This is a genomic window from Achromobacter veterisilvae (assembly GCF_900496975.1).
In the GTDB taxonomy this organism is placed as follows: Bacteria; Pseudomonadota; Gammaproteobacteria; order Burkholderiales; family Burkholderiaceae_B; genus Achromobacter; species Achromobacter veterisilvae.
In genome coordinates, this window is the sequence record NZ_UFQC01000005.1 from 149,045 (window position 1) to 167,365 (window position 18,321).

Annotated in this window: 18 protein-coding genes; 14 read left to right on the forward strand and 4 right to left on the reverse strand. The window is 67.7% G+C overall.

Features of this window, described 5'->3' with window-relative positions:
• Window positions 1–178 precede the first annotated feature (178 nt).
• From AVE30378_RS06205 to AVE30378_RS06215, 3 genes are all read left to right on the forward strand, one after another.
• Window positions 179–1,150 (forward strand): ABC transporter substrate-binding protein, encoded by a 972-nt coding sequence (locus tag AVE30378_RS06205; protein WP_129239890.1) that lies wholly within the window; start codon window positions 179–181, stop codon window positions 1,148–1,150.
• Between the two features lie 377 nt (window positions 1,151–1,527).
• Window positions 1,528–2,412, forward strand: a complete 885-nt coding sequence (locus AVE30378_RS06210; protein ID WP_129239891.1) for an ABC transporter permease — start codon at window positions 1,528–1,530, stop codon at window positions 2,410–2,412.
• A gap of 156 nt (window positions 2,413–2,568) precedes the next feature.
• Window positions 2,569–3,363 (forward strand): ABC transporter ATP-binding protein, encoded by a 795-nt coding sequence (locus AVE30378_RS06215; RefSeq protein WP_129239892.1) that lies wholly within the window; start codon window positions 2,569–2,571, stop codon window positions 3,361–3,363.
• 246 nt (window positions 3,364–3,609) lie between these two features.
• Here the strand turns inward: AVE30378_RS06215 and AVE30378_RS06220 are convergent, their stop codons facing one another.
• From AVE30378_RS06220 to AVE30378_RS06230, 3 genes are all read right to left on the reverse strand, one after another.
• Window positions 3,610–4,857: an NAD(P)/FAD-dependent oxidoreductase gene (locus tag AVE30378_RS06220; protein WP_129239893.1), complete on the reverse strand. Its 1,248-nt coding sequence runs from the start codon at window positions 4,855–4,857 to the stop codon at window positions 3,610–3,612.
• Between the two features lie 83 nt (window positions 4,858–4,940).
• A complete protein-coding gene (locus AVE30378_RS06225; RefSeq protein WP_129239894.1) occupies window positions 4,941–6,581 on the reverse strand; it encodes an FAD-dependent oxidoreductase in 1,641 nt (546 codons plus the stop codon).
• Window positions 6,581–8,092, reverse strand: coding sequence for a polyamine aminopropyltransferase (locus tag AVE30378_RS06230; RefSeq protein WP_129239895.1), 1,512 nt, complete (start codon window positions 8,090–8,092; stop codon window positions 6,581–6,583). The genes AVE30378_RS06225 and AVE30378_RS06230 overlap by 1 nt, the downstream gene beginning before the upstream one ends.
• Window positions 8,093–8,181: 89 nt before the next feature.
• Between AVE30378_RS06230 and AVE30378_RS06235 the strand changes: the two genes are divergently transcribed.
• The 8 genes from AVE30378_RS06235 (at window position 8,182) to AVE30378_RS06265 (ending at window position 13,868) form a co-directional block, all read left to right on the forward strand.
• A complete protein-coding gene (locus AVE30378_RS06235) occupies window positions 8,182–8,568 on the forward strand; it encodes a DUF350 domain-containing protein (RefSeq protein ID WP_129239995.1) in 387 nt (128 codons plus the stop codon).
• A gap of 43 nt (window positions 8,569–8,611) precedes the next feature.
• Window positions 8,612–9,619 carry an SPFH domain-containing protein gene (locus tag AVE30378_RS06240; RefSeq protein ID WP_129239896.1) on the forward strand — a complete coding sequence of 336 codons (1,008 nt, stop codon included), beginning with the start codon at window positions 8,612–8,614 and terminating at the stop codon, window positions 9,617–9,619.
• 6 nt (window positions 9,620–9,625) lie between these two features.
• Window positions 9,626–11,095: a DUF4178 domain-containing protein gene (locus tag AVE30378_RS06245; RefSeq protein ID WP_129239897.1), complete on the forward strand. Its 1,470-nt coding sequence runs from the start codon at window positions 9,626–9,628 to the stop codon at window positions 11,093–11,095.
• Between the two features lie 4 nt (window positions 11,096–11,099).
• Complete coding sequence (locus AVE30378_RS32555; RefSeq protein WP_165360107.1) at window positions 11,100–11,255, forward strand: hypothetical protein; 156 nt, start codon at window positions 11,100–11,102, stop codon at window positions 11,253–11,255.
• Complete coding sequence (gene speD, locus AVE30378_RS06250; protein ID WP_129239898.1) at window positions 11,252–11,602, forward strand: adenosylmethionine decarboxylase; 351 nt, start codon at window positions 11,252–11,254, stop codon at window positions 11,600–11,602. The genes AVE30378_RS32555 and speD overlap by 4 nt, the downstream gene beginning before the upstream one ends.
• A 114-nt stretch (window positions 11,603–11,716) precedes the next feature.
• Window positions 11,717–12,475 carry a molybdate ABC transporter substrate-binding protein gene (modA, locus tag AVE30378_RS06255; protein WP_129239899.1) on the forward strand — a complete coding sequence of 253 codons (759 nt, stop codon included), beginning with the start codon at window positions 11,717–11,719 and terminating at the stop codon, window positions 12,473–12,475.
• Window positions 12,476–12,498: 23 nt separating this feature from the next.
• Entirely contained in the window at window positions 12,499–13,185 is a 687-nt protein-coding gene (gene modB, locus AVE30378_RS06260; RefSeq protein ID WP_129239900.1) for a molybdate ABC transporter permease subunit, read from the forward strand.
• Window positions 13,182–13,868: an ATP-binding cassette domain-containing protein gene (locus AVE30378_RS06265; protein ID WP_129239901.1), complete on the forward strand. Its 687-nt coding sequence runs from the start codon at window positions 13,182–13,184 to the stop codon at window positions 13,866–13,868. The genes modB and AVE30378_RS06265 overlap by 4 nt, the downstream gene beginning before the upstream one ends.
• A gap of 178 nt (window positions 13,869–14,046) precedes the next feature.
• On the opposite strand, the gene AVE30378_RS06270 is transcribed toward AVE30378_RS06265, so the two are convergent.
• Window positions 14,047–14,841 carry a TOBE domain-containing protein gene (locus tag AVE30378_RS06270; RefSeq protein WP_129239902.1) on the reverse strand — a complete coding sequence of 265 codons (795 nt, stop codon included), beginning with the start codon at window positions 14,839–14,841 and terminating at the stop codon, window positions 14,047–14,049.
• Window positions 14,842–15,002: 161 nt separating this feature from the next.
• Between AVE30378_RS06270 and AVE30378_RS06275 the strand changes: the two genes are divergently transcribed.
• The 3 genes from AVE30378_RS06275 (at window position 15,003) to AVE30378_RS06285 (ending at window position 18,298) form a co-directional block, all read left to right on the forward strand.
• Window positions 15,003–15,596, forward strand: coding sequence for a DUF4136 domain-containing protein (locus AVE30378_RS06275; RefSeq protein ID WP_129239903.1), 594 nt, complete (start codon window positions 15,003–15,005; stop codon window positions 15,594–15,596).
• A gap of 28 nt (window positions 15,597–15,624) precedes the next feature.
• Complete coding sequence (locus tag AVE30378_RS06280; protein WP_129239904.1) at window positions 15,625–16,818, forward strand: DUF3734 domain-containing protein; 1,194 nt, start codon at window positions 15,625–15,627, stop codon at window positions 16,816–16,818.
• A 214-nt stretch (window positions 16,819–17,032) separates the two neighbouring features.
• Window positions 17,033–18,298 carry an efflux RND transporter periplasmic adaptor subunit gene (locus AVE30378_RS06285; protein WP_129239905.1) on the forward strand — a complete coding sequence of 422 codons (1,266 nt, stop codon included), beginning with the start codon at window positions 17,033–17,035 and terminating at the stop codon, window positions 18,296–18,298.
• Window positions 18,299–18,321: the final 23 nt, after the last annotated feature.

Sequence of the window (18,321 nt, forward strand, 5' to 3'; positions counted from 1 at the left end):
GCTGGGATACCTGCTGGAAGGGGGGGCGGACGGCATGCACCACCACAGGGATTCCCCCCAAAGTCATTTTGCTTGGCGGCAAGTTAGACTATACGGCTTTATGGCGGGACCGGCCGGCGGGGAGCCTCCGGCGGCGCCGTAATAATGGATAAATACCAAGGGTTCAAGGAGCTTACCTATGCTGATCGGAAAAAAACATTTTCTGACGGTTGGCGCCATGGCATTGGCGATGGCTATCGCCGCGCCCGTGGCGGCGCAGCAGAAGTCGGTGGCGGTCACCGCCATTGTCGAGCACCCGGCGCTGGACGCCGTGCGTGACGGGGTGCAGGACGCCCTCAAGCAAGCCGGCTACGAGCCGGGCAAGAACCTGAAGTGGCAATACCAGAGCGCGCAGGGCAACAACGGCACCGCCGCGCAGATCGCCCGCAAGTTCGTGGGCGACAGGCCCGACGCCATCGTCGCGATCGCCACCCCGTCGGCCCAGGCCGTCGTGGCCGCCACCAAGGACGTGCCGGTGGTGTATTCCGCCGTCACCGATCCGGTCGCCGCCCAACTGGTTTCCAGCATGGACGCCTCGGGCACCAACGTGACCGGCGTGTCGGACCTGCTGGCGCTGGACAAGCAGGTCGAACTGATCAAGAAGATCGTTCCCAACGCCAAGCGCGTGGGCATGGTCTACAACCCGGGCGAGGCCAACTCGGTCGTGGTCGTGAAGAAGCTCCAGGAGATCCTGCCCAAGTCCGGCATGAGCCTGGTCGAGGCCGCCGCGCCGCGCTCCGTGGACGTGGCCTCCGCGGCCCGCAGCCTGATCGGCAAGGTCGACGTCATCTACACCAACACGGACAACAACGTCGTGTCGGCCTATGAATCGCTGGTCAAGGTCGGCAACGACGCCAAGATCCCGCTGATCGCGTCCGACACCGACAGCGTCAAGCGCGGCGGCATCGCCGCCCTGGGCATCAACTACCGCGACCTCGGCGTGCAGACGGGCAAGATCGTGGTGCGCATCCTCAAGGGCGAGAAGCCGGGCGCCATCCCCTCGGAAACGAGTTCCAAGCTGGAGCTCTACGTGAATCCGGGCGCCGCCGCCAAGCAGGGCGTGACCCTGCCCGACGCGTTGGTCAAGTCCGCCGCGGTGGTCGTCAAGTAAACCGACGCCGTACCCGCCCCGCCATGCCTACCCGGCGTGAGCGGGGTTTTTCTTGAGTTTTTGTCTGACCCAAGTTCCTCAGGGCGGCAGCGTTCACGAGATGCCCGCGGCCCGGCGCGATGTGCTGGTCTTGAATGGCCTGGCGGCCCGTCCTCGCGGCGCGGCGCCCGGCGTTTCTGCTTCCTGAAGGGTCTCGCGGACGCCCGCCGGCGGTTTTTCCCGGCGTGCGGACGCTTTGGCAGGAAACGAGGGAAAATCGCGGGTTGGGAAACGTTTATTGCGAAAGCTGGGGTAAAACTGACCCCTAAACGCAAGAAGTCCGACGTTTCAACTCTTTAACATGCTCGTTTCTTACCTACCTTATCTGGATTTGACCCATGTCATTGTTTTCGTTGTTGGGCGCACTGGAGATCGGCCTGATCTTCAGCCTGGTGGCCTTGGGTGTGTTCATCTCGTTCCGCCTGCTGCGCTTCCCGGACCTGACCGTTGACGGCAGCTTCCCGCTGGGCGGGGCCGTCTGTGCCACGCTGATCGCGTCGGGCATGGACCCGTTCCTGGCCACCGTCGCCGCCACGATCGCCGGCGCCGCCGCCGGCCTGGTCACCGGCTGGCTGAACGTGAAGCTGAAGATCATGGACCTGCTGGCGAGCATCCTGATGATGATCGCCCTGTACTCGGTCAACCTGCGCATCATGGGCAAGCCCAACGTGCCGCTGATCACCGAATCCACCGTCTTCACCATCCTGCAGCCGGAGTGGCTGTCGGACTACGTCGCCCGTCCGCTGATCCTGGCCGTCATCGTGGTCCTGGCCAAGCTCGCGCTGGACTGGTTCTTCGCCACGCAGACCGGGCTGGCCGTGCGCGCCACCGGTTCCAACGGCCGCATGGCCCGCGCCCAGGGCGTGAACACCGGCCGCATGATCCTCGGCGGCATGGCGCTGTCCAACGCGCTGGTCGCCATGGCGGGCGCGCTGTTCGCGCAGACCCAGGGCGGCTCGGACATTTCCATGGGCATCGGCACCATCGTGATCGGCCTGGCCGCGGTGATCGTGGGCGAAAGCATCCTGCCGTCGCGCAAGCTGGTGCTGGCGACACTGGCCGTCATCATCGGCGCCATCGTCTACCGCTTCTTCATCGCGCTGGCCCTCAACAGCGATTTCATCGGCCTGAAGGCGCAGGACCTGAACCTCGTCACCGCGGTGCTGGTCACGATCGCCCTGGTGATCCCGATGCTCAAGCGCCGCCTGGTCGGCAAGAGGTGAGGCCCCGGATGAGGCTCTCCCCCGAAGCGCCCGCGGCGCTCCCCCTCTCAAGGGGCGCCACCGGCGGACCGGCAAAGCCGGCTCCGCGGCGGCCTGGGTCGAGTTGCATTGGATTCGTGCGGCGCGGGTGCCGCGACTGCACAATGGAGTACTGAAATGTTGTCCGCCAAAGACTTGAAAATTACCTTCAACGCGGGGACGCCCATCGAGACGCGCGCTTTGCGCGGCCTGTCGCTGGAGATTCCGTCGGGCCAGTTCGTGACCGTCATCGGTTCCAACGGCGCCGGCAAGTCCACGTTCCTCAACGCGGTCTCGGGCGACCTGCCGGTCGATTCCGGCCGCATCGACATCAACGGCGTGGACGTCACGCGCCAGCCCGTGTGGGCGCGCGCCGGCCGCGTGGCCCGGGTGTTCCAGGACCCGATGGCCGGCACCTGCGAAGACCTGACCATCGAAGAGAACATGGCGCTGGCGCAGATGCGCGGCGCCCGCCGCGGCTACAGCCGCGCCGTCAAGGCGTCGATGCGCGAAGGGTTCCGCGAGCGCCTGGCCACGCTGGGCCTGGGCCTGGAAAACCGCCTGGCGGACCGCATCGGCCTGCTGTCGGGCGGCCAGCGGCAGGCGGTCAGCCTGCTGATGGCGGCCTTGCAGCCGTCGCGCATCCTGCTGCTGGACGAGCACACGGCGGCGCTGGATCCGCGCACCGCGGACTTCGTGCTGCAACTGACCGCGCGCATCGTGTCGGAAAACCAGCTCACCACCATGATGGTGACGCACAGCATGCGCCAGGCCCTGGACGTGGGCGAGCGCACGGTCATGCTGCACCAGGGGCAGGTGGTGCTGGACGTCTCGGGCGACGAACGCCGCGGCATGGACGTGCCGGACCTGCTGGCCATGTTCGAGCGCGTGCGCGGCGAAAAACTTTCGGATGACGCGCTGTTGCTGGGGTGACTTTGAGTGCGCAGTGTCTGACACCCGTACGAGATGACCTGCGGTTTGCCGCGGTGCTTCCCGGGTGTCTGACACCCGAAGCATTGCGTTCTTTTGCCGGTGTCAGACACCCGGGAAGTCCGGCTTCAGCCGGACGGTCATCTCGTACGGGTGTCAGACACCTCGCACAAAATTATCTCGTACGGGTGTCAGACACCTTCCACAAAATCATCTCGTACGGGTGTCAGACACTGCCTTCCCGCATCTTCAAAGATACCGCCCCGGCCGGAACGCCGCGTGGCGCGCCGCGCCGCCTTCCTCGCACATGAGTTCTCCCAGGATCCTGGCCGTGCCCGGCGCGGTGCTGAATCCGATGTGCTGGTGGCCCAGCGCCAGCCACAGGCCGGGGTGGCGCGGCGCCTGGCCGATCATCGGGCGGCTGTCGGGCAGCGTCGGGCGCCGGCCCAGCCAGGCCTCCGGGTCCAGGCGCCGGTCCAGGGGAAAGGCCTCGCGGGCGCGGGCCTCGGCCAGGTCGAGCTGTTCCGGACGGGCCGGCGCGTCGCAGTCATCCAGTTCCACACCGGTGGTCAGGCGCAGGCCGCGCGCCATGGGCGACAGCACGTAGCCGCCGCCGGTGTCGTGGACGGGGCGCGACAGGCCCGCGCCCTCGCGTCCGCTGTAATGCATGTGATAGCCCCGCTCGAAGGCCATGGGCAGGTCGATGCCGGCCGTCTTCAGCAGTTCCTTCGACCAGGGCCCCAGGGCCACGACCAGCCGGTCCGCCGACAGCGCCGCGGATCCCTGTCCGCCCTGGATCGTCCAGCGCTGCCCGTCGCGGCGGATGGCGCTGGCCGACATGCGCGTGAACGCGCCGCCCTGGCGGCGGAACAGGGCGGCATAGGCGGCGGCCACTTCGTGCGGATCGTCGACGGAATACGAGCCCTGGATCCACAGGGCCCGGGGGAAGATCGGCGCCAGGGCGGGTTCGAGTTCGGCCAGTTCGGCGGCGTTCAGGGCCTGGGTCGGGACCTGGTGCCGCGCATACGTCCGGCACGCCAGTTCGCTGCCCTTCCAGGCCTGTTCCGACCGGTACAGCAGCATCCAGCCCGTGTCGCGCAGCCGGCGCGAGGCCCCGGACTCGGCCAGCAGGCGCAGGTGCTCGGGCGCGGACAGGCGGATCAGGCCGTCCAGTGCCGCCACGGTCTCCTGGAAGACCGAGGGCCGGGCGTTCAGGAGGAAGCGCGCCGCCCAGCCCAGGTTCTTCGCCAGGTAGCGCCAGCGGTATCGGAACTGGACGGTGTCGTTTTTCAGGAGCCGCGGCAACTGCGCCCACAGGCCGGGGTGGTTGAAGGGCATGAGCGAACTGCGGGCGATCACGCCGGCGTTGCCCAGCGAGGTTTCGCGCCCGGGTTCCTGCCGGTCTACCAAGGTGACCGACATGCCCCGGCGCAACAGTTCGAGCGCGCAGCACACTCCGACGATGCCCGCGCCGAGGACGATGACCTGCTTTCCCATAGGCTTCCACCCGAGTTCCGACCAAAGCCGCCGTGCCGCCGGCGGGGACGGCGAATTGTATTGCAGCGGACCGCGCGCCGGGATCAGGCCGGGGGAGGCGGCTGGCCGAGGATCCTGCCCGCCGCCACGACGCCCCACCACGCGGCTTCCTCGAACACGGAATAGCCGGACAGATCCGCATGCGCGAACAGCACGGGGCCGTCCACCTCGCGCAGCGCCGCCAGGCCCGGGTTGGACAGATAGCCGCATAGCGGCGAGGCCATGGCGTGGCCGCGCACGGTGATCTCCAGCGCCCGCGCGTGCCGCCAGAATTCCCTGCCGTAAGCGGCGACCAGGTCGGCCGCGGCTTCCTCGCGCAAGGCTTCCGGACTGGCGGCGGCCAGCCATTCGCGCGCGGCCCGCGGCGTCTGTCCGCTGAGCGCGTGATAGGCGGTGAAGACGCTGCGCGGCGACGGGGCCACGCGCAGCAACTGGTGCGTGGACACGACGTAGCCCAGCGCCTTCCCGCCGTAGACCACGTTGTCCCAGGACAGCGGCTCGCCCGGGGCTTCCGCGGGGTAGCCGTCCATGACGAAGTTCGACACCATCCAGGCCGCGCGCGAGGACGCGTGCGCGGCCGGATCGTAGCCGTAGGCGCGGATGTCGGGCAGGATGCGCTGGGCCACGAACAGCGGCATCGCGCACACCGTGCGGCGGGTCTGCACGGTGTAGGCGCCGGGCGCGGGGCCGGGCGCGAGGCAGGTGACCAGCGGGCCGGCGGCCGTGTCCTGGACGCGCACGGCGGTGCCGCCGGCGAGCCAGCCGTCATGGCCGAGCTTGCGCGTGATGGCATCGCGCATGCGGCCGGCCAGCACGGACAGGCCGCCGGGCCAGGTCAGCACCGCGCCTTCGCCCGCATTGGCGGCGTGCCCGTCGCGGCTGGCGAAATAGTGCAGGCCGGCCCAGGCCGACACCGCGTCGTACCGCGCGCCGTAGTCGTCGCGGCAGCAGTAGTCCAGATACCAGTGCAGCGCCCGGGAGGTATAGCCTTCGCGGTCCAGCCATTGTTTGAACGTGACGGCATCCAGCGCGCGCCAGGCCGGGTCGCGCGATGACAGCACGAGCGGAATGCTGAAGACTTTGCGGCCGTCGCGGCCGGTTTCGGCGCGCAGGCGTTCGACCAGGGCGAGAAAGCGCCGGTGCTGCGCCAGTTCCGCCTCGGGCAGGCCGGCCATGGGCAGCAGGCCGTCTTCCCAGCGGCCGCCGCGCAGCAGCCGCTCCTGCGGCGAGTGCGCCAGCGCGGCCTCGTCGTAGTAGGGCCGGACCTCGCCCGCGCCGCGCTCGATGAGGCCGAAGTCGGCCAGCATCTCGCGCACGTGCGAGGACGCCAGCGACGGCAGCGGCAGGTAGTGCGCGCCCCGCGGATAGTCCAGGCCGCCGCGCCGCCCGGCGGCCGCGTTGCCGGCGAACTCGGGGCCTTGCACCACGATGAAGTCGGTGTAGCCTTCGCGCGCCAGCTTCCACGCGCAGGACAGGCCCGCGACGCCGGACCCCAGGATCGCCACGCCGTGCCGGCGGCTCTCCGTCGGTTGCGGCCAGGACGCGCCGTCGCGCAACGCGTGGCCGGCCTGCATGCCGGGGTAATCGACGTCGGGCGCGGTCTCGACGATGCGCGACCGCCAGTAGCCGGCGGCGCCGGCGGCCGCGGCCGTGGCCGCGCCCAGCAGGAAGCTGCGGCGGCGCATCAGCGGATGACCTGGCGCCAGTCCTCGTCGAAGTAGCGCACGAGCGACTGTTCATTCAAGCGGTTGGGCGGCATCGCGAGGGCCGGCATGTCGGCCGGGAAATGGAACAGCTCGCGCGTCGTGGCGGGATCCAGGTAGCGCGTGGCCACCGTGATTTTTTCCGGCGGCGCGTAGTCCTTGCGCTTGCCGGCCAGGATGAAGCCCCAGTCGCCGAAGGAGGGCACATAGGCGTGGTACGGCCAGGTGTTCAGGCCGGCCTCCTTCAGGGTGGCGTCCACGCTCCAGAACGAACGCGGCGCGAAATAAGGCGAGGTGGACTGGACGACCAGGTAGCCGTTTTCCGCCAGGTGGCGCGCCATCAGGTGGTAGACGGGCACCGAGTACAGGCGGCCCAGGCCGAAGTTCGACGGATCGGGGAAGTCCACCACGATGAAGTCGTAGACCTCGGCGTGGGTTTCCAGCCAGCGGCCCGCGTCGTCGTTGATGACCGTGACGCGCGGATCCTTCAGCGAACCCTGGTTCAGCCGGGTCAGCGGTTCGGAGCGCGAGAACAGGCCCGTCATGGCGGGGTCCAGGTCCACCAGCGTCACGCGCTCGATATGCCTGTACTTGAGGATTTCGCGCACGGCCAGTCCGTCGCCGCCGCCCAGCACCAGCACGTTGCGCGCCCAGGGCAGGGCCTGCAGGCCCGGGTGCACCAGCGACTCGTGATAGCGGTGTTCGTCGCGCGACGAGAATTGCAAATTGCCGTTGATGTACAGGCGCAGGTCGTCGTGCCAGCGGGTGACGACCAGGCGCTGGTACGGCGTGGTTTCCGCGTGCACCACCTCGTCGCCGTACAGCCCTTTCTCGGCCCACGCCGTCATGCTGCCCGAATACAGAAAGCCCAGCCCGAGCAGCCCGATCACGATGCCGGCGCGCGCGGCCCGTTCGCCGGGCCGGCGGACTTCGGCGCGGAACAGCCAGGTGGTCCACAGCGCCACGCTGGCGTTCAGGATGCCGAACAGGAAGCTGGTGCGCAGCAGCCCCAGCTTGGGGGCGAGCAGCAAGGGGAACACCAGCGATACGGCCAGCGCGCCCAGGTAGTCGAAGGTCAGCACGCGGCTGACGATTTCGCGGAACTCGGTCTTGCGCTGGTTGAATACGCGCATCACCAGCGGGATCTCCATGCCGACCATCAGGCCGATGACGAAGACGCCGACGTACAGCGCGGCGCGGAACGGGGCGGACAGCCACGCGAAGACCAGGAACAGCACCGCGGCGGACACGCCGCCCAGCAGCGCGACCAGCAGCTCGACGTCGATAAACCGATTCAAAACGTCTTCGTCTTTTACATATTTTGACAACCATGAGCCGATGCCCATGGCGAACAGATAGCAGCCGATGACGGAAGAGAACTGGAGGATGGAATCCCCAAGCAAATAGCTGGCGAGCGCGCTGCTGATGAGCTCATAGCCCAAACCGCAGGAGGCGACGATCAATACCGAGAGGATGAGAACGCGGTCGCGCATGGGGTGTCCGACACGGAAAATGCGTTCGCAGTATATCGAAGCCGGCGTATATACTGCGCGCAATTGGGAGGCTGGCAATGGGAGAAGCGATGCATCCGGCGGTGACCTATCTGATCTATATGGCGTCGGCGCTCGCCATGCTGGGCGTCTTCACCCTCGTCTACACCGCCGTCACGCGCTACAAGGAATTCGAACTCATCCGCGAAGGCAATATCGCCGCCGTGCTGTCCTATGGCGGCGCGCTGGTGGGCTTCAGCTTCACCCTGTGTTCCAGCATCGCCGTGCACGCCAGCTTCGTCATGTTCCTGGTCTGGGGCGCCGCGGCCATGCTGGTCCAGATCGTCGTGTACGTGGCGGTGGCGCAGGCCATCCGCGGCATGGACGACGCCATCGAGGAAAACAACATCGCCATGGGCGGGCTGATCGGCTCGATTTCGATCGCCGCCGGCATCGTCAACGCCGCCTGCCTGACCTGACCGCCGCAGGCGCGCCGACTCCGATCCGACAGGAGGACTTTCCATGAGTCTCGGTTCATTCATCCGCAAGCAGTTCATCGACATCCTGCAATGGAACGAGGACCGCGACGGCGTGCTCGCCTGGCGCCATCCGATGCAGGACTTCGAAATCCAGTACGGCGCCAGCCTGACCGTGCGCGAATCGCAGATGGCGGTGTTCGTCAACGAAGGCAAGGTGGCCGACGTGTTCGGCCCCGGCATGTACAAGCTGACGACGCAGACCCTGCCGATCCTGACCTACCTGAAGAACTGGGACAAGCTCTTCGAGTCGCCCTTCAAGTCGGACGTGATCTTCTTCAGCACGCGCCTGCAACTGGGCCGGCGCTGGGGCACGGCGCAACCGGTCACGCTGCGCGACAGCGAATTCGGCATGGTGCGCCTGCGCGCCTTCGGCGTGTATTCGTACCAGATCTCCGATCCGGGCAAGTTCTACCGCGAAATCAGCGGCACTCGCGACGAGTACACCGTCGACGACCTGGAGGCGCAACTGCGCAACATGGTGGTCGCGGCCATGACCACGGCGCTGGGCGGCTCCAAGGTGCCGTTCCTCGACATCGCCGGCAACCAGGGGCTGATGTCGCAAAGCATCGGCGAGCAGCTCGGGCCGGTGTTCGACCGCTACGGCGTCAGGCTGGACAACTTCACGGTGGAAAACGTCTCGCTGCCGGAGGAACTGCAAAAGGCGCTGGACACGCGGATCTCGATGGGCATGGCCGGCGACCTGGGCAAGTTCACCCAGTACCAGACCGCGACTTCGATCCCGCTGGCCGCGCAGAACGAAGGCGGCATCGCCGGCATCGGCGCCGGCCTGGCGGCGGGCGCCGCGCTGGGCCAGACCATGGCGCAGGGGCTGGGCGCGGCCCAGGGCCAGGCCGGCCAGCAACCCGCCGCCGCGGGCGCGGACCCGGTGCAGCGGCTGCAGCAGCTCAAGGACTTGCTGGACAAAGGGCTGATCACGGCCGCCGACTACGATTCGGCCAAGGCCGAAGTGCTGAAGAAACTCACCAGCTAGCGCCTAATGCAACAGGTTCTGTGCCCGCAGTGCGGCGCTCCGGTCAAGTTCACGTCCACGGCTTCCGTGATGGCGGTCTGCGGCGCCTGCCGCAGCACCTTGCTCAAGGACGCGGAGTCGGTCCGGCGCATCGGCGAAATGGCCGACGTCCTGGAAGACTATTCGCCCCTGTGCCTGGGCGCGGCGGGCAAATACGAGGGCAAGCGCTTCGACGTGATCGGCCGCATCCAGTTGCGCTACGCGGAAGGCTTCTGGAACGAGTGGTACCTGTGGTTCGAGGACGGCTCCGACGGCTGGCTGTCGGACGCGTCGGGCCAGTACGCCGTGACCCGGCGGCGCAAGGTGAAGGACGCGCAGGGCATGCCGGCGTTCAGGGATATCGCGCCGGGCGACGAACTGAAGCTGGACGGCCAGCGCTTCACGGCCGCCGACCTGCGGGCCTGCAAGGCGGGCGGGGCGCAAGGCGAGCTGCCCTTCGTGCCGGGCGAGGGCTGGCAGGCGAAGGTGGCGGACTTCCGCAGCCTGGACGCGTTCCTGACGCTGGACTACTCCGACGGGCCCGAACCCGAGCTGTACATCGGCAAGGCGTTCGACCTGTCCGCCATGCAGGCGGCTTCGCTGCGCAGCCAGGCGCAGGTGGAGGAGGCCGCCGGCCGCTTCCGCGGCCAGATCAAGGCGCTGGCCTGCCCGAATTGCGGCGGCCCGATAAGCTTCGTGGCCGCCCTGGCCACGCAGGTGGTCTGCCCGTCCTGCGCCGCGGCGGTCGATTGCTCGGGGCCCGCCGCCGAGGTCATCGAAAAGGCCCGCAAGGTCCAGGCGATCAAGACCACGCTGGCGCTGGGGGCGCAGGCCACGATCGACGGCAACGCCTATACCCTCATCGGCCTGATGAAATGCGCCGATCCGGATCCCGAGGACCCCTCGGACTGGATCGAGTACCTGCTGTTCAATCCGGCCAAGGGCTTCATCTGGCTGGTGGAGACGGACGAGGGCTGGGAGCGCGCGCAGGTCTGCGACACCTGGCCCAGCCACAACAACGCGACCAGCGTGCGCTGGCGCTCCCGGCTGTACAGCAAGCTGTACGACTACACCTCGCGCGTCGAGCTGGCGCTGGGCGCCTTCAATTGGCGGGTGACGGCCGGCGACACCACCCGGATCACGGACTACCAGGCCGGCGACCTGAAGCTCACCCGCGAGCTGACCGACACCGAACTGGGCTGGTCGGCTTCCGGTCCCGTGGCGCCGGCGCAACTGGCCGAATGGTTCGGCGACCCCGCGCTGGCCAGGCAGAAGGCCATGCCCCGGCGCGGCGCGGGCGGCGGCTACCGCAAGTGGGCCTGGACGGCGATGATCGCGCTGGGCTTCCTGAACCTGGGCAATATTTTCAGCGGACGCTTCATCCCCATCCTGATCGGCATGGCGTTCCTCTGGTTCCCCGCCACGCTGGCGGACAAACTTTCCGGCAAGGACGAATAGCGCGATGGGCAAACTCCTGTATGCCATCTATGCCGTGGTGGTCGTGCTGGCCGCGACCGGCGCCAGTTCCTCCGGCGGCGGCTACTCCAGCGGCGGCGGCGGTAGCTGGGGCGGCAGTTCGGGCAGTTCGGGATGGTCGTCGGGCGGATCCCACAAGTGACCGGGCACGCCACCCGCGGCCGCCACGTGCTGGCCGATTTCCGCGGTGTGCGGGCGGACCGGCTGACGGATCCGCAAGCGCTGGAACGCCAGTTGACCGACGCGGCGCGGGCCGCGGGCGCGCGCGTGCTGAGCGCCCATTTCCACCATTTCGGCGCGGGCGCCGGCGTCACCGGCGTGGTCATGCTGAGCGAATCCCACATCAGTATCCATTCCTGGCCCGAACACCGCTACGCGGCCCTGGACATTTTCATGTGCGGCGCGGCCAGGCCGGAACTCGCGCTCGAGCACCTGCGGGCGCAACTGGCCCCCGAATCGGTGAGCGTCACCACGGTGGCGCGCGGCTGAGGGCCGCCGCCACTCCTTGATCTGGCTCAATGCCTCGCGCCCGGTGAAATTGACGGGCGTTATATACCTATATATATTTCGTTACCGACATAGCGATTCCCCAGGGAGAAAATCATGTTCCGCAAACATACGATCGTGGCGCTGTCCATGGCGCTGGCCGCCGCATGGGGGACTGGCGCCCACGCCGGCGACCTGGTGGTGTCGGCCGCCGCCAGCCTGACCAACGCGTTCAAGGAAGTGGCGCAGGGCTACGAGAAAGAACATGCCGGCACCAAGGTGATCCTGAACTTCGGCGCCTCGGACGTGCTGCTCCAGCAGATCGTCAAGGGCGCGCCCGCCGACGTCTTCGCGTCGGCCGACCAGAAGGCCATGGACAAGGCGGTCGAGGAAAAGGCCGTCAAGCCGGCGTCCCGCGTGGACTTCGCCGCCAACCAGGTGGTGCTGATCGTTCCCGCGGACAGCAAGGCGAACATCACCGAACTGAAGGACCTGACGCGCGAGGACGTCAAGCGCATCGCCTACGGCAATCCCGCGTCGGTGCCGGTGGGACGCTACACGCAGGGCGCCTTGCAGGCCGCCGGCCTGTGGGACGCCGTGCAGGCCAAGAGCGTGCTGGCCCAGAACGTGCGCCAGAGCTTGGACTACGTGGCGCGCGGCGAGGTGGACGCCGGGTTCGTGTTCGCCACCGACGCGGCCATCATGGCCGACAAGGTCAAGGTGGCCGTGCGCGTGCCGTCGCAGACGCCGGTGACCTATCCCATCGCCGTGACCACGCGCGAGGCGGCCGCCAAGGAAGCCGAGAGCTTCGTCGCCTACGTGCTGTCCCCCGCCGGCCAGGCGATACTGTCGCGCTACGGTTTCCAGAAGCCCTGACACCTGCCGAATCGTAGCCGTCGATGACTGATCCGGTTTGGGTGCCCCTGCTGCTTTCCCTGAAAGTGGCAGGCTGGGCAACGCTGTTGGCCACCGTATGCGGCACGGCCGCGGCCTACGGCCTGTCGCGCTGGCGCTGGCCGGGCCGCGACCTGCTGGATGCCATTCTCACCTTGCCGCTGGTGCTGCCGCCCACCGTGCTGGGCTATTACCTGCTGGTGCTGCTGGGCCGCCGCGGCATTCTCGGCGAGACGCTGGCGAGCTGGGGCATCGAACTGGTCTTTACCTGGCAGGGGGCGGTGATCGCGGCGGCCGTGGTGGCGTTTCCGCTGGTGTTCAAGTCCGCCCGCGCCGCCTTCGAGAACGTAGACGGCCACCTGGAAAGCGCGGCGCGCGTGCTGGGCGTCTGCGAGGCGGGCGTGTTCTTCCGCGTGACCCTGCCGCTGGCCGCGCGCGGCATCGCCGCCGGCGTGCTGCTCGCGTTCGCGCGGGCGCTGGGCGAATTCGGCGCCACGCTGATGATCGCCGGCAACCTGCCGGGACGCACCCAGACCCTGTCGGTGGCCATCTACGAAGCCGTGCAGGCGGGTGAGGACGCCACCGCCAACATGCTGGTGCTGGTGACCTCGGTGACCTGCATCGCGGTCCTGCTGCTGGCCGGCCGGCTGGTGCCCGTCAGCGGCGGCCGGCGCGACGGGGGCCTGCAATGAGCGTGAGCATCCAGGTGCGCAAGCAGATGGTGTCGGGCGACCGGCGCTTCGCGCTGGACGTCGCCTTCGATTCCTCGGCCCAGCGCATCGCGCTGTTCGGCCCGTCCGGGGCGGGCAAGAGCCTGACCCTGCGCGCGGTGGCCGGCCTGCTGCGCCCGGATGCGGGCCGTATCGAAATCAATGGCCGCGTGCTGTACGACTCCCAGGCCGGCATCTGCTTGCCCGCGCAGTCGCGCCGCGTCGCCTACCTGTTCCAGGACTATGCCCTGTTTCCCCACCTGACGGTGGCGCAGAACATCGCGTTCGGTTTGCGGCGCGGCTGGCTCAATCCGCCCCGGCGCGAGGTCGGGCCGCAGGCGCAGCGCTGGGTGGATGCCTTCGAACTGCGTTCCATCGTGGGCAGCTACCCGAGCGAGATTTCCGGCGGGCAGAAGCAGCGGGTGGCCCTGGCGCGCGCGCTGATGCTGCAACCGGACATCCTGCTGCTGGACGAGCCGTTCTCGGCGCTGGACGCGCAGTTGCGGGGCAAGATGCGGTCGGAGCTCAACGCGCTGCAGCGGCAGTTGGACGTGCCGATGGTGCTGATCACGCACGATCCCGCCGACGTGGACGCGCTGGCCGACGAGGTGTTCGAGGTGCGCGAGGGCAGGGTGCGCCGCTACGACGCGGATGTGGGTGTGTAGGATGGGTGCAGCGCGAGAGTGCTCAAACAAGAACTCAAGTATCGAACGCGCGTAACCCATCAGGCGGCGCCAGCCGCCGGTTTTCTTGGCAAGCGCAAATGCCGGCTTGCGCCGGCTGATGGGTTACGCGCGTTCAGCGTCGGCGTTCTTGCCGAAGGCTTGCCGCGCTCCACCCATCCTACTCCAGCACCCCGAGAATCACGCTGGACGCCTTGAAGATCGCCACGGCGTCGGCGCCGACGTCCAGGCCGAGGTCGTTCGCGCTTTCGTTCGTGACGATGGCCGCCAGCGTGACGCCGCCTTCCAGGTCGATCCGGATCTCGCTGTTCACGGCGCCGGGGCGCAGGGCCGAGATCCTGCCGGGTAGCTGATTGCGCGCGGACAGGCGCAGGCCCGGCCCGGGCGCGCCGACGATCACCGACGACGCCTTGACCAGCGCGATCGCCTCCTTGCCTATCGCCAGCCCCAGTTCCTGGGTGCTTTCGCGCGTGATGACGGCCGTGATGGCCTGGCCGCCGGCGATGCGCAGCACGATCTCGTCATTGACGGCTCCCTCGCGGATCTGGATGACGGTGCCCAGCAGTTTGTTGCGCGCGCTGGTCTTGAGCATGAAACGCCTCATGAGGTCGATATCGCCGCTGGCGTCCAGGCCGGCGCGGGTCAGGTTTTCCATGAACTTGCGGTGTTCCGCCTCCAGCGCCCGGAAGGTCGCGATCAGGCGGCGGGCGCGGTCGGTCAGTTGCGTGCCGCCGCCGCCCTTGCCGCCGGCGGCCCGGACCACCAGCGGTTCGCCGGCCAGGTTGTTCATGGCGTCGATGGCGTCCCAGGCTCCCTTGTAGCTCATGCCCACGGCGCGCGCGGCGTTCGTGATCGAGCCGGTGGCGTCGATCTGCGACAGGAGGTCTATGCGGTTTTTTCCGCCCCAGGTCTGGGCGCCGGAACGAAACCAAATCGAGCCGTCGAGTTCCAACATCGGTATCGGGCCTGTAGTCTGGGCCGGGAATGGCACAGTGGAAAGTGTAATGGACGGAGGGACGGCGCGGCGCCGCGCCCCTATGTTGAGAATGAGATTCTGTTGATATTTTGCAGGCTTCGCGGCACTATGTTGACGCCTTGGCTCACGGAGATAACGACATGAAAGCGTTGAAATGGCTGGCGGCGGGTTCCATGACGGGATTGTTGGCGGCTTGCGCGTCCGGCCCCACAGTGAAGGGCGACTACGATCACCAGGCCGACTTCGCCCAGTACCGCAGTTTCGGATTCATGTCGCCTCTGGGCACGGACAAGGCGGGCTACAGCACCTTGCTGACCGAGCGCCTGAAGACCGCCACGCGCGGCCAGATGGAAATGCGCGGCTACGTCTACAGCGCCACCAACCCCGACCTGCTGGTCAATTTCGGCGCCAAGCTGCAACAGAAGACGCAGGTCACTCCCGCGCCGCCGATGGGGCCGTACTACGGCTACCGCACCGGGTTCTACGGCGGCTGGCCCGGCTACGGCTGGGGCGACGACGTCTACCAATACACCGAGGGCACCCTGAACATCGACCTCGTCGACGCGCGCCGCAAGCAGTTGGTGTGGGAAGGCGTGGCGGTGGGTGAAGTCCAGAACCCCGATACCGCCGGATCCACGGCAAGCACGGACAAGGCCGTCGCCCAGATCTTCGCGAAGTATCCTTTCCGCGCGGGCGTCGCCGCCCCGCAGTTGCCGGACAAGAGCAAACCGTAGTGTCAACAGGCCTTAGCAAGGAAGCCGCATGAGTGCACGCCGCAAGGCACCGTCCCCGGACACCGGCGATACGCCGTCCTACGAAGTCGTCGCCCTGGTGCTGCAGGGCGGCGGCGCGCTTGGAGCCTACCAGGCCGGCGTCTACCAGGGCCTGCACGAAGCGGGCATCCGGCCCAACTGGATCTCGGGCATTTCCATCGGATCGATCAACGCCGCCATCATCGCGGGTTCGCCCGAGGACGAGCGCGTGGACCGTCTGCGCGGCTTCTGGGAGAGCATCTGCCGTCCGGCGGGGTTCGCCTCCATGCCCTGGGGCGACGCGATGGCGGATATGTTCGCGGGCTTGCCGTTCGGTTTCGGCTCGCCGGTCCTGAACGGGCAGGTCTCGGCCTTCCAGGCCCTGTTCTCCGGGCAGCCGGGCTTTTTCAAGCCGCGCTTTCCTCCGCCCTACCTGGTGCATGGCAAGGGCGCGGCCTCCACCAGTTTCTACGACACCACGCCCCTGATCGAGACCTTGCGGCAGTACGTGGATTTCGACCTCCTCAACAGCGGGGCCGTGCGGGCCAGTTTCGGCGTGGTGAACGTGCGGAGCGGCAACTTCGCCTATTTCGACAGCCTGAAACACACCCTGCGGCCCGAGCACATCATGGCCTCGGGCGCCTTGCCGCCGGGTTTCCCGTCCATCGAAATCGACGGCGAGCATTACTGGGACGGCGGCGTCGTGTCCAACACCCCGCTGGCGCAGGTGCTGACCACGGACAGTATGCGCGACACCCTCGCGTTCCAGGTGGATTTGTGGCCGGCGCGCGGCGGCCTGCCGACTTCCCTGGAAGAGGTGGCCGAGCGGCAGAAGGACATCCAGTATTCCAGCCGCACCCGCCTGGTCACCGACCAGTTGCGGCGCGTGCTCAAGCTGCGGCATGGCCTGCAGCGCCTCCTGGAACGCCTGCCGGAAGCCGACCGCAACGCGGCCGAGTTCGAGGAGATCCGCAGGCTGTCCCACACGCCCGCCACCAATATCGTCAACCTCATCTACGAATCCAAGCACCTGGAACGTTATTCCAAGGACTACGAATTCGGCACCGAGGCCATGCGGGAACACTGGGAGTCCGGGCTGGCCGACATCCGCCACACCCTGGCCAAGCCGGACATCCTGGCCCGCCCGACGGAGGATAGCTGCTTCGTGACCCACGACATCCACCGCAACGGCAAGCGCACCTGAGGCGCGCCGGCCGCCGATTCCACGCCCAGAATCGGACCCGGCCTGGGGTTTGGAACCGCAAAAGTCAGTGATTTCCCCAATAACTGAGTTACATTAACGGGCTATTCACGTGCCTTGATGACGCATGCATTTATTTTGATCGCGGGAAAAGTCGCGGTTAAATACTGCGATTGCTTGCGCGACTACGGTTTACAACGCTTACGCGGGGGTTTCAATGCGGTTTTCGCCTAAACGTGTTTCGGGGCTGGCTTTCTCCGGTGGAGTCCTCGCGCTGATATTGGCGGGTTGCGGTGAAAAGCCGCAAATGAACCCAGGCATGCCCCAGGTCAGCGTCATCACGATTCAGCCGCAGCGCGCGCCCATCGTCTCCGAACTACCCGGCCGCGTCGACGCCGTGCGCGACGCCCAGATCCGCTCGCGGGTCACCGGCATCGTGCAGAAGATCACCTTCGAACAGGGCGGCGACGTCAAGGAAAACCAACTGCTCTTCAAGATCGACCCGGCGCCCTACAAGGCCGCCTACGATCAGGCGGCGGCGCAGCTCAAGCAGGCGCAGGCCAATCTGTTCAGCGCCAAGCTGCTGGCCGACCGCTACGCGCCGCTGGTCAAGGCCAACGCCGTCAGCAAGCAGGAATACGACAACGCCGTGGCCTCGTACCGCCAGGCGGACGCCGCCGTCGCCGCCGCCAAGGCCGCGCAGGACAACGCCGCGATCAACCTGGGCTACACCGACGTCACCTCGCCCATCACGGGCCGCATCGGCAAGCCGCTGGTCACCGAAGGCGCGCTGGTCGAAGCCACGTCCGCCACGCAGATGGCCATCGTGCAGCAACTGGACCCGATCTACGTGGACTTCACCCAGTCCACCGCGGAACTGGCGTCCCTGCGCCGCGCGTTCGCCAGCGGCCAGTTGCAGCAGGTGGGCAAGGACACGGCGCGCGCCACCATCGTCCTGGAAGACGGCTCCGAATACGGCCAGCCCGGCAAGCTGCTGTTCACCGGCATCACCGTGGATCCGTCCACCGGCCAGGTGAACCTGCGCGCCGAGGTCCCCAACCCCGACGGCATCCTGCTGCCCGGCATGTACGTGCGCGTGCGCCTGGAGCAGGGCGTGGACGACAAGGCCCTGATGGTGCCGCAGCAGGCGCTGCAGCGCACCGCGGACGGCCTGCAAAGCCTGATGCTGGTCAAGGACAACAAGATCGAACAGATCCCGGTCACCACCGGCGGCGCCATCAAGAGCGATTGGCTGGTCACCAGCGGCTTGAAGGCTGGCGACGTGGTCGTGGTGGAAGGGTTCCAGAAGATCCGTCCCGGCGCGCCGGTGCAGGCCAGCGAGTGGAACAAGAACGGCGCGCCCGCGCCGGGCGGCCAGGCTCCCGCGCAACCGGGGGCCAAGCCGGCGGAATCCGCCCCGCAGCCCGGCGCCAAGCCGGCCGAGCCTGCGCAGCAGGACAAGGCCGCAGGCCAGAAATCTTAAGCGGCACGCGGCGCAAGCGCCGC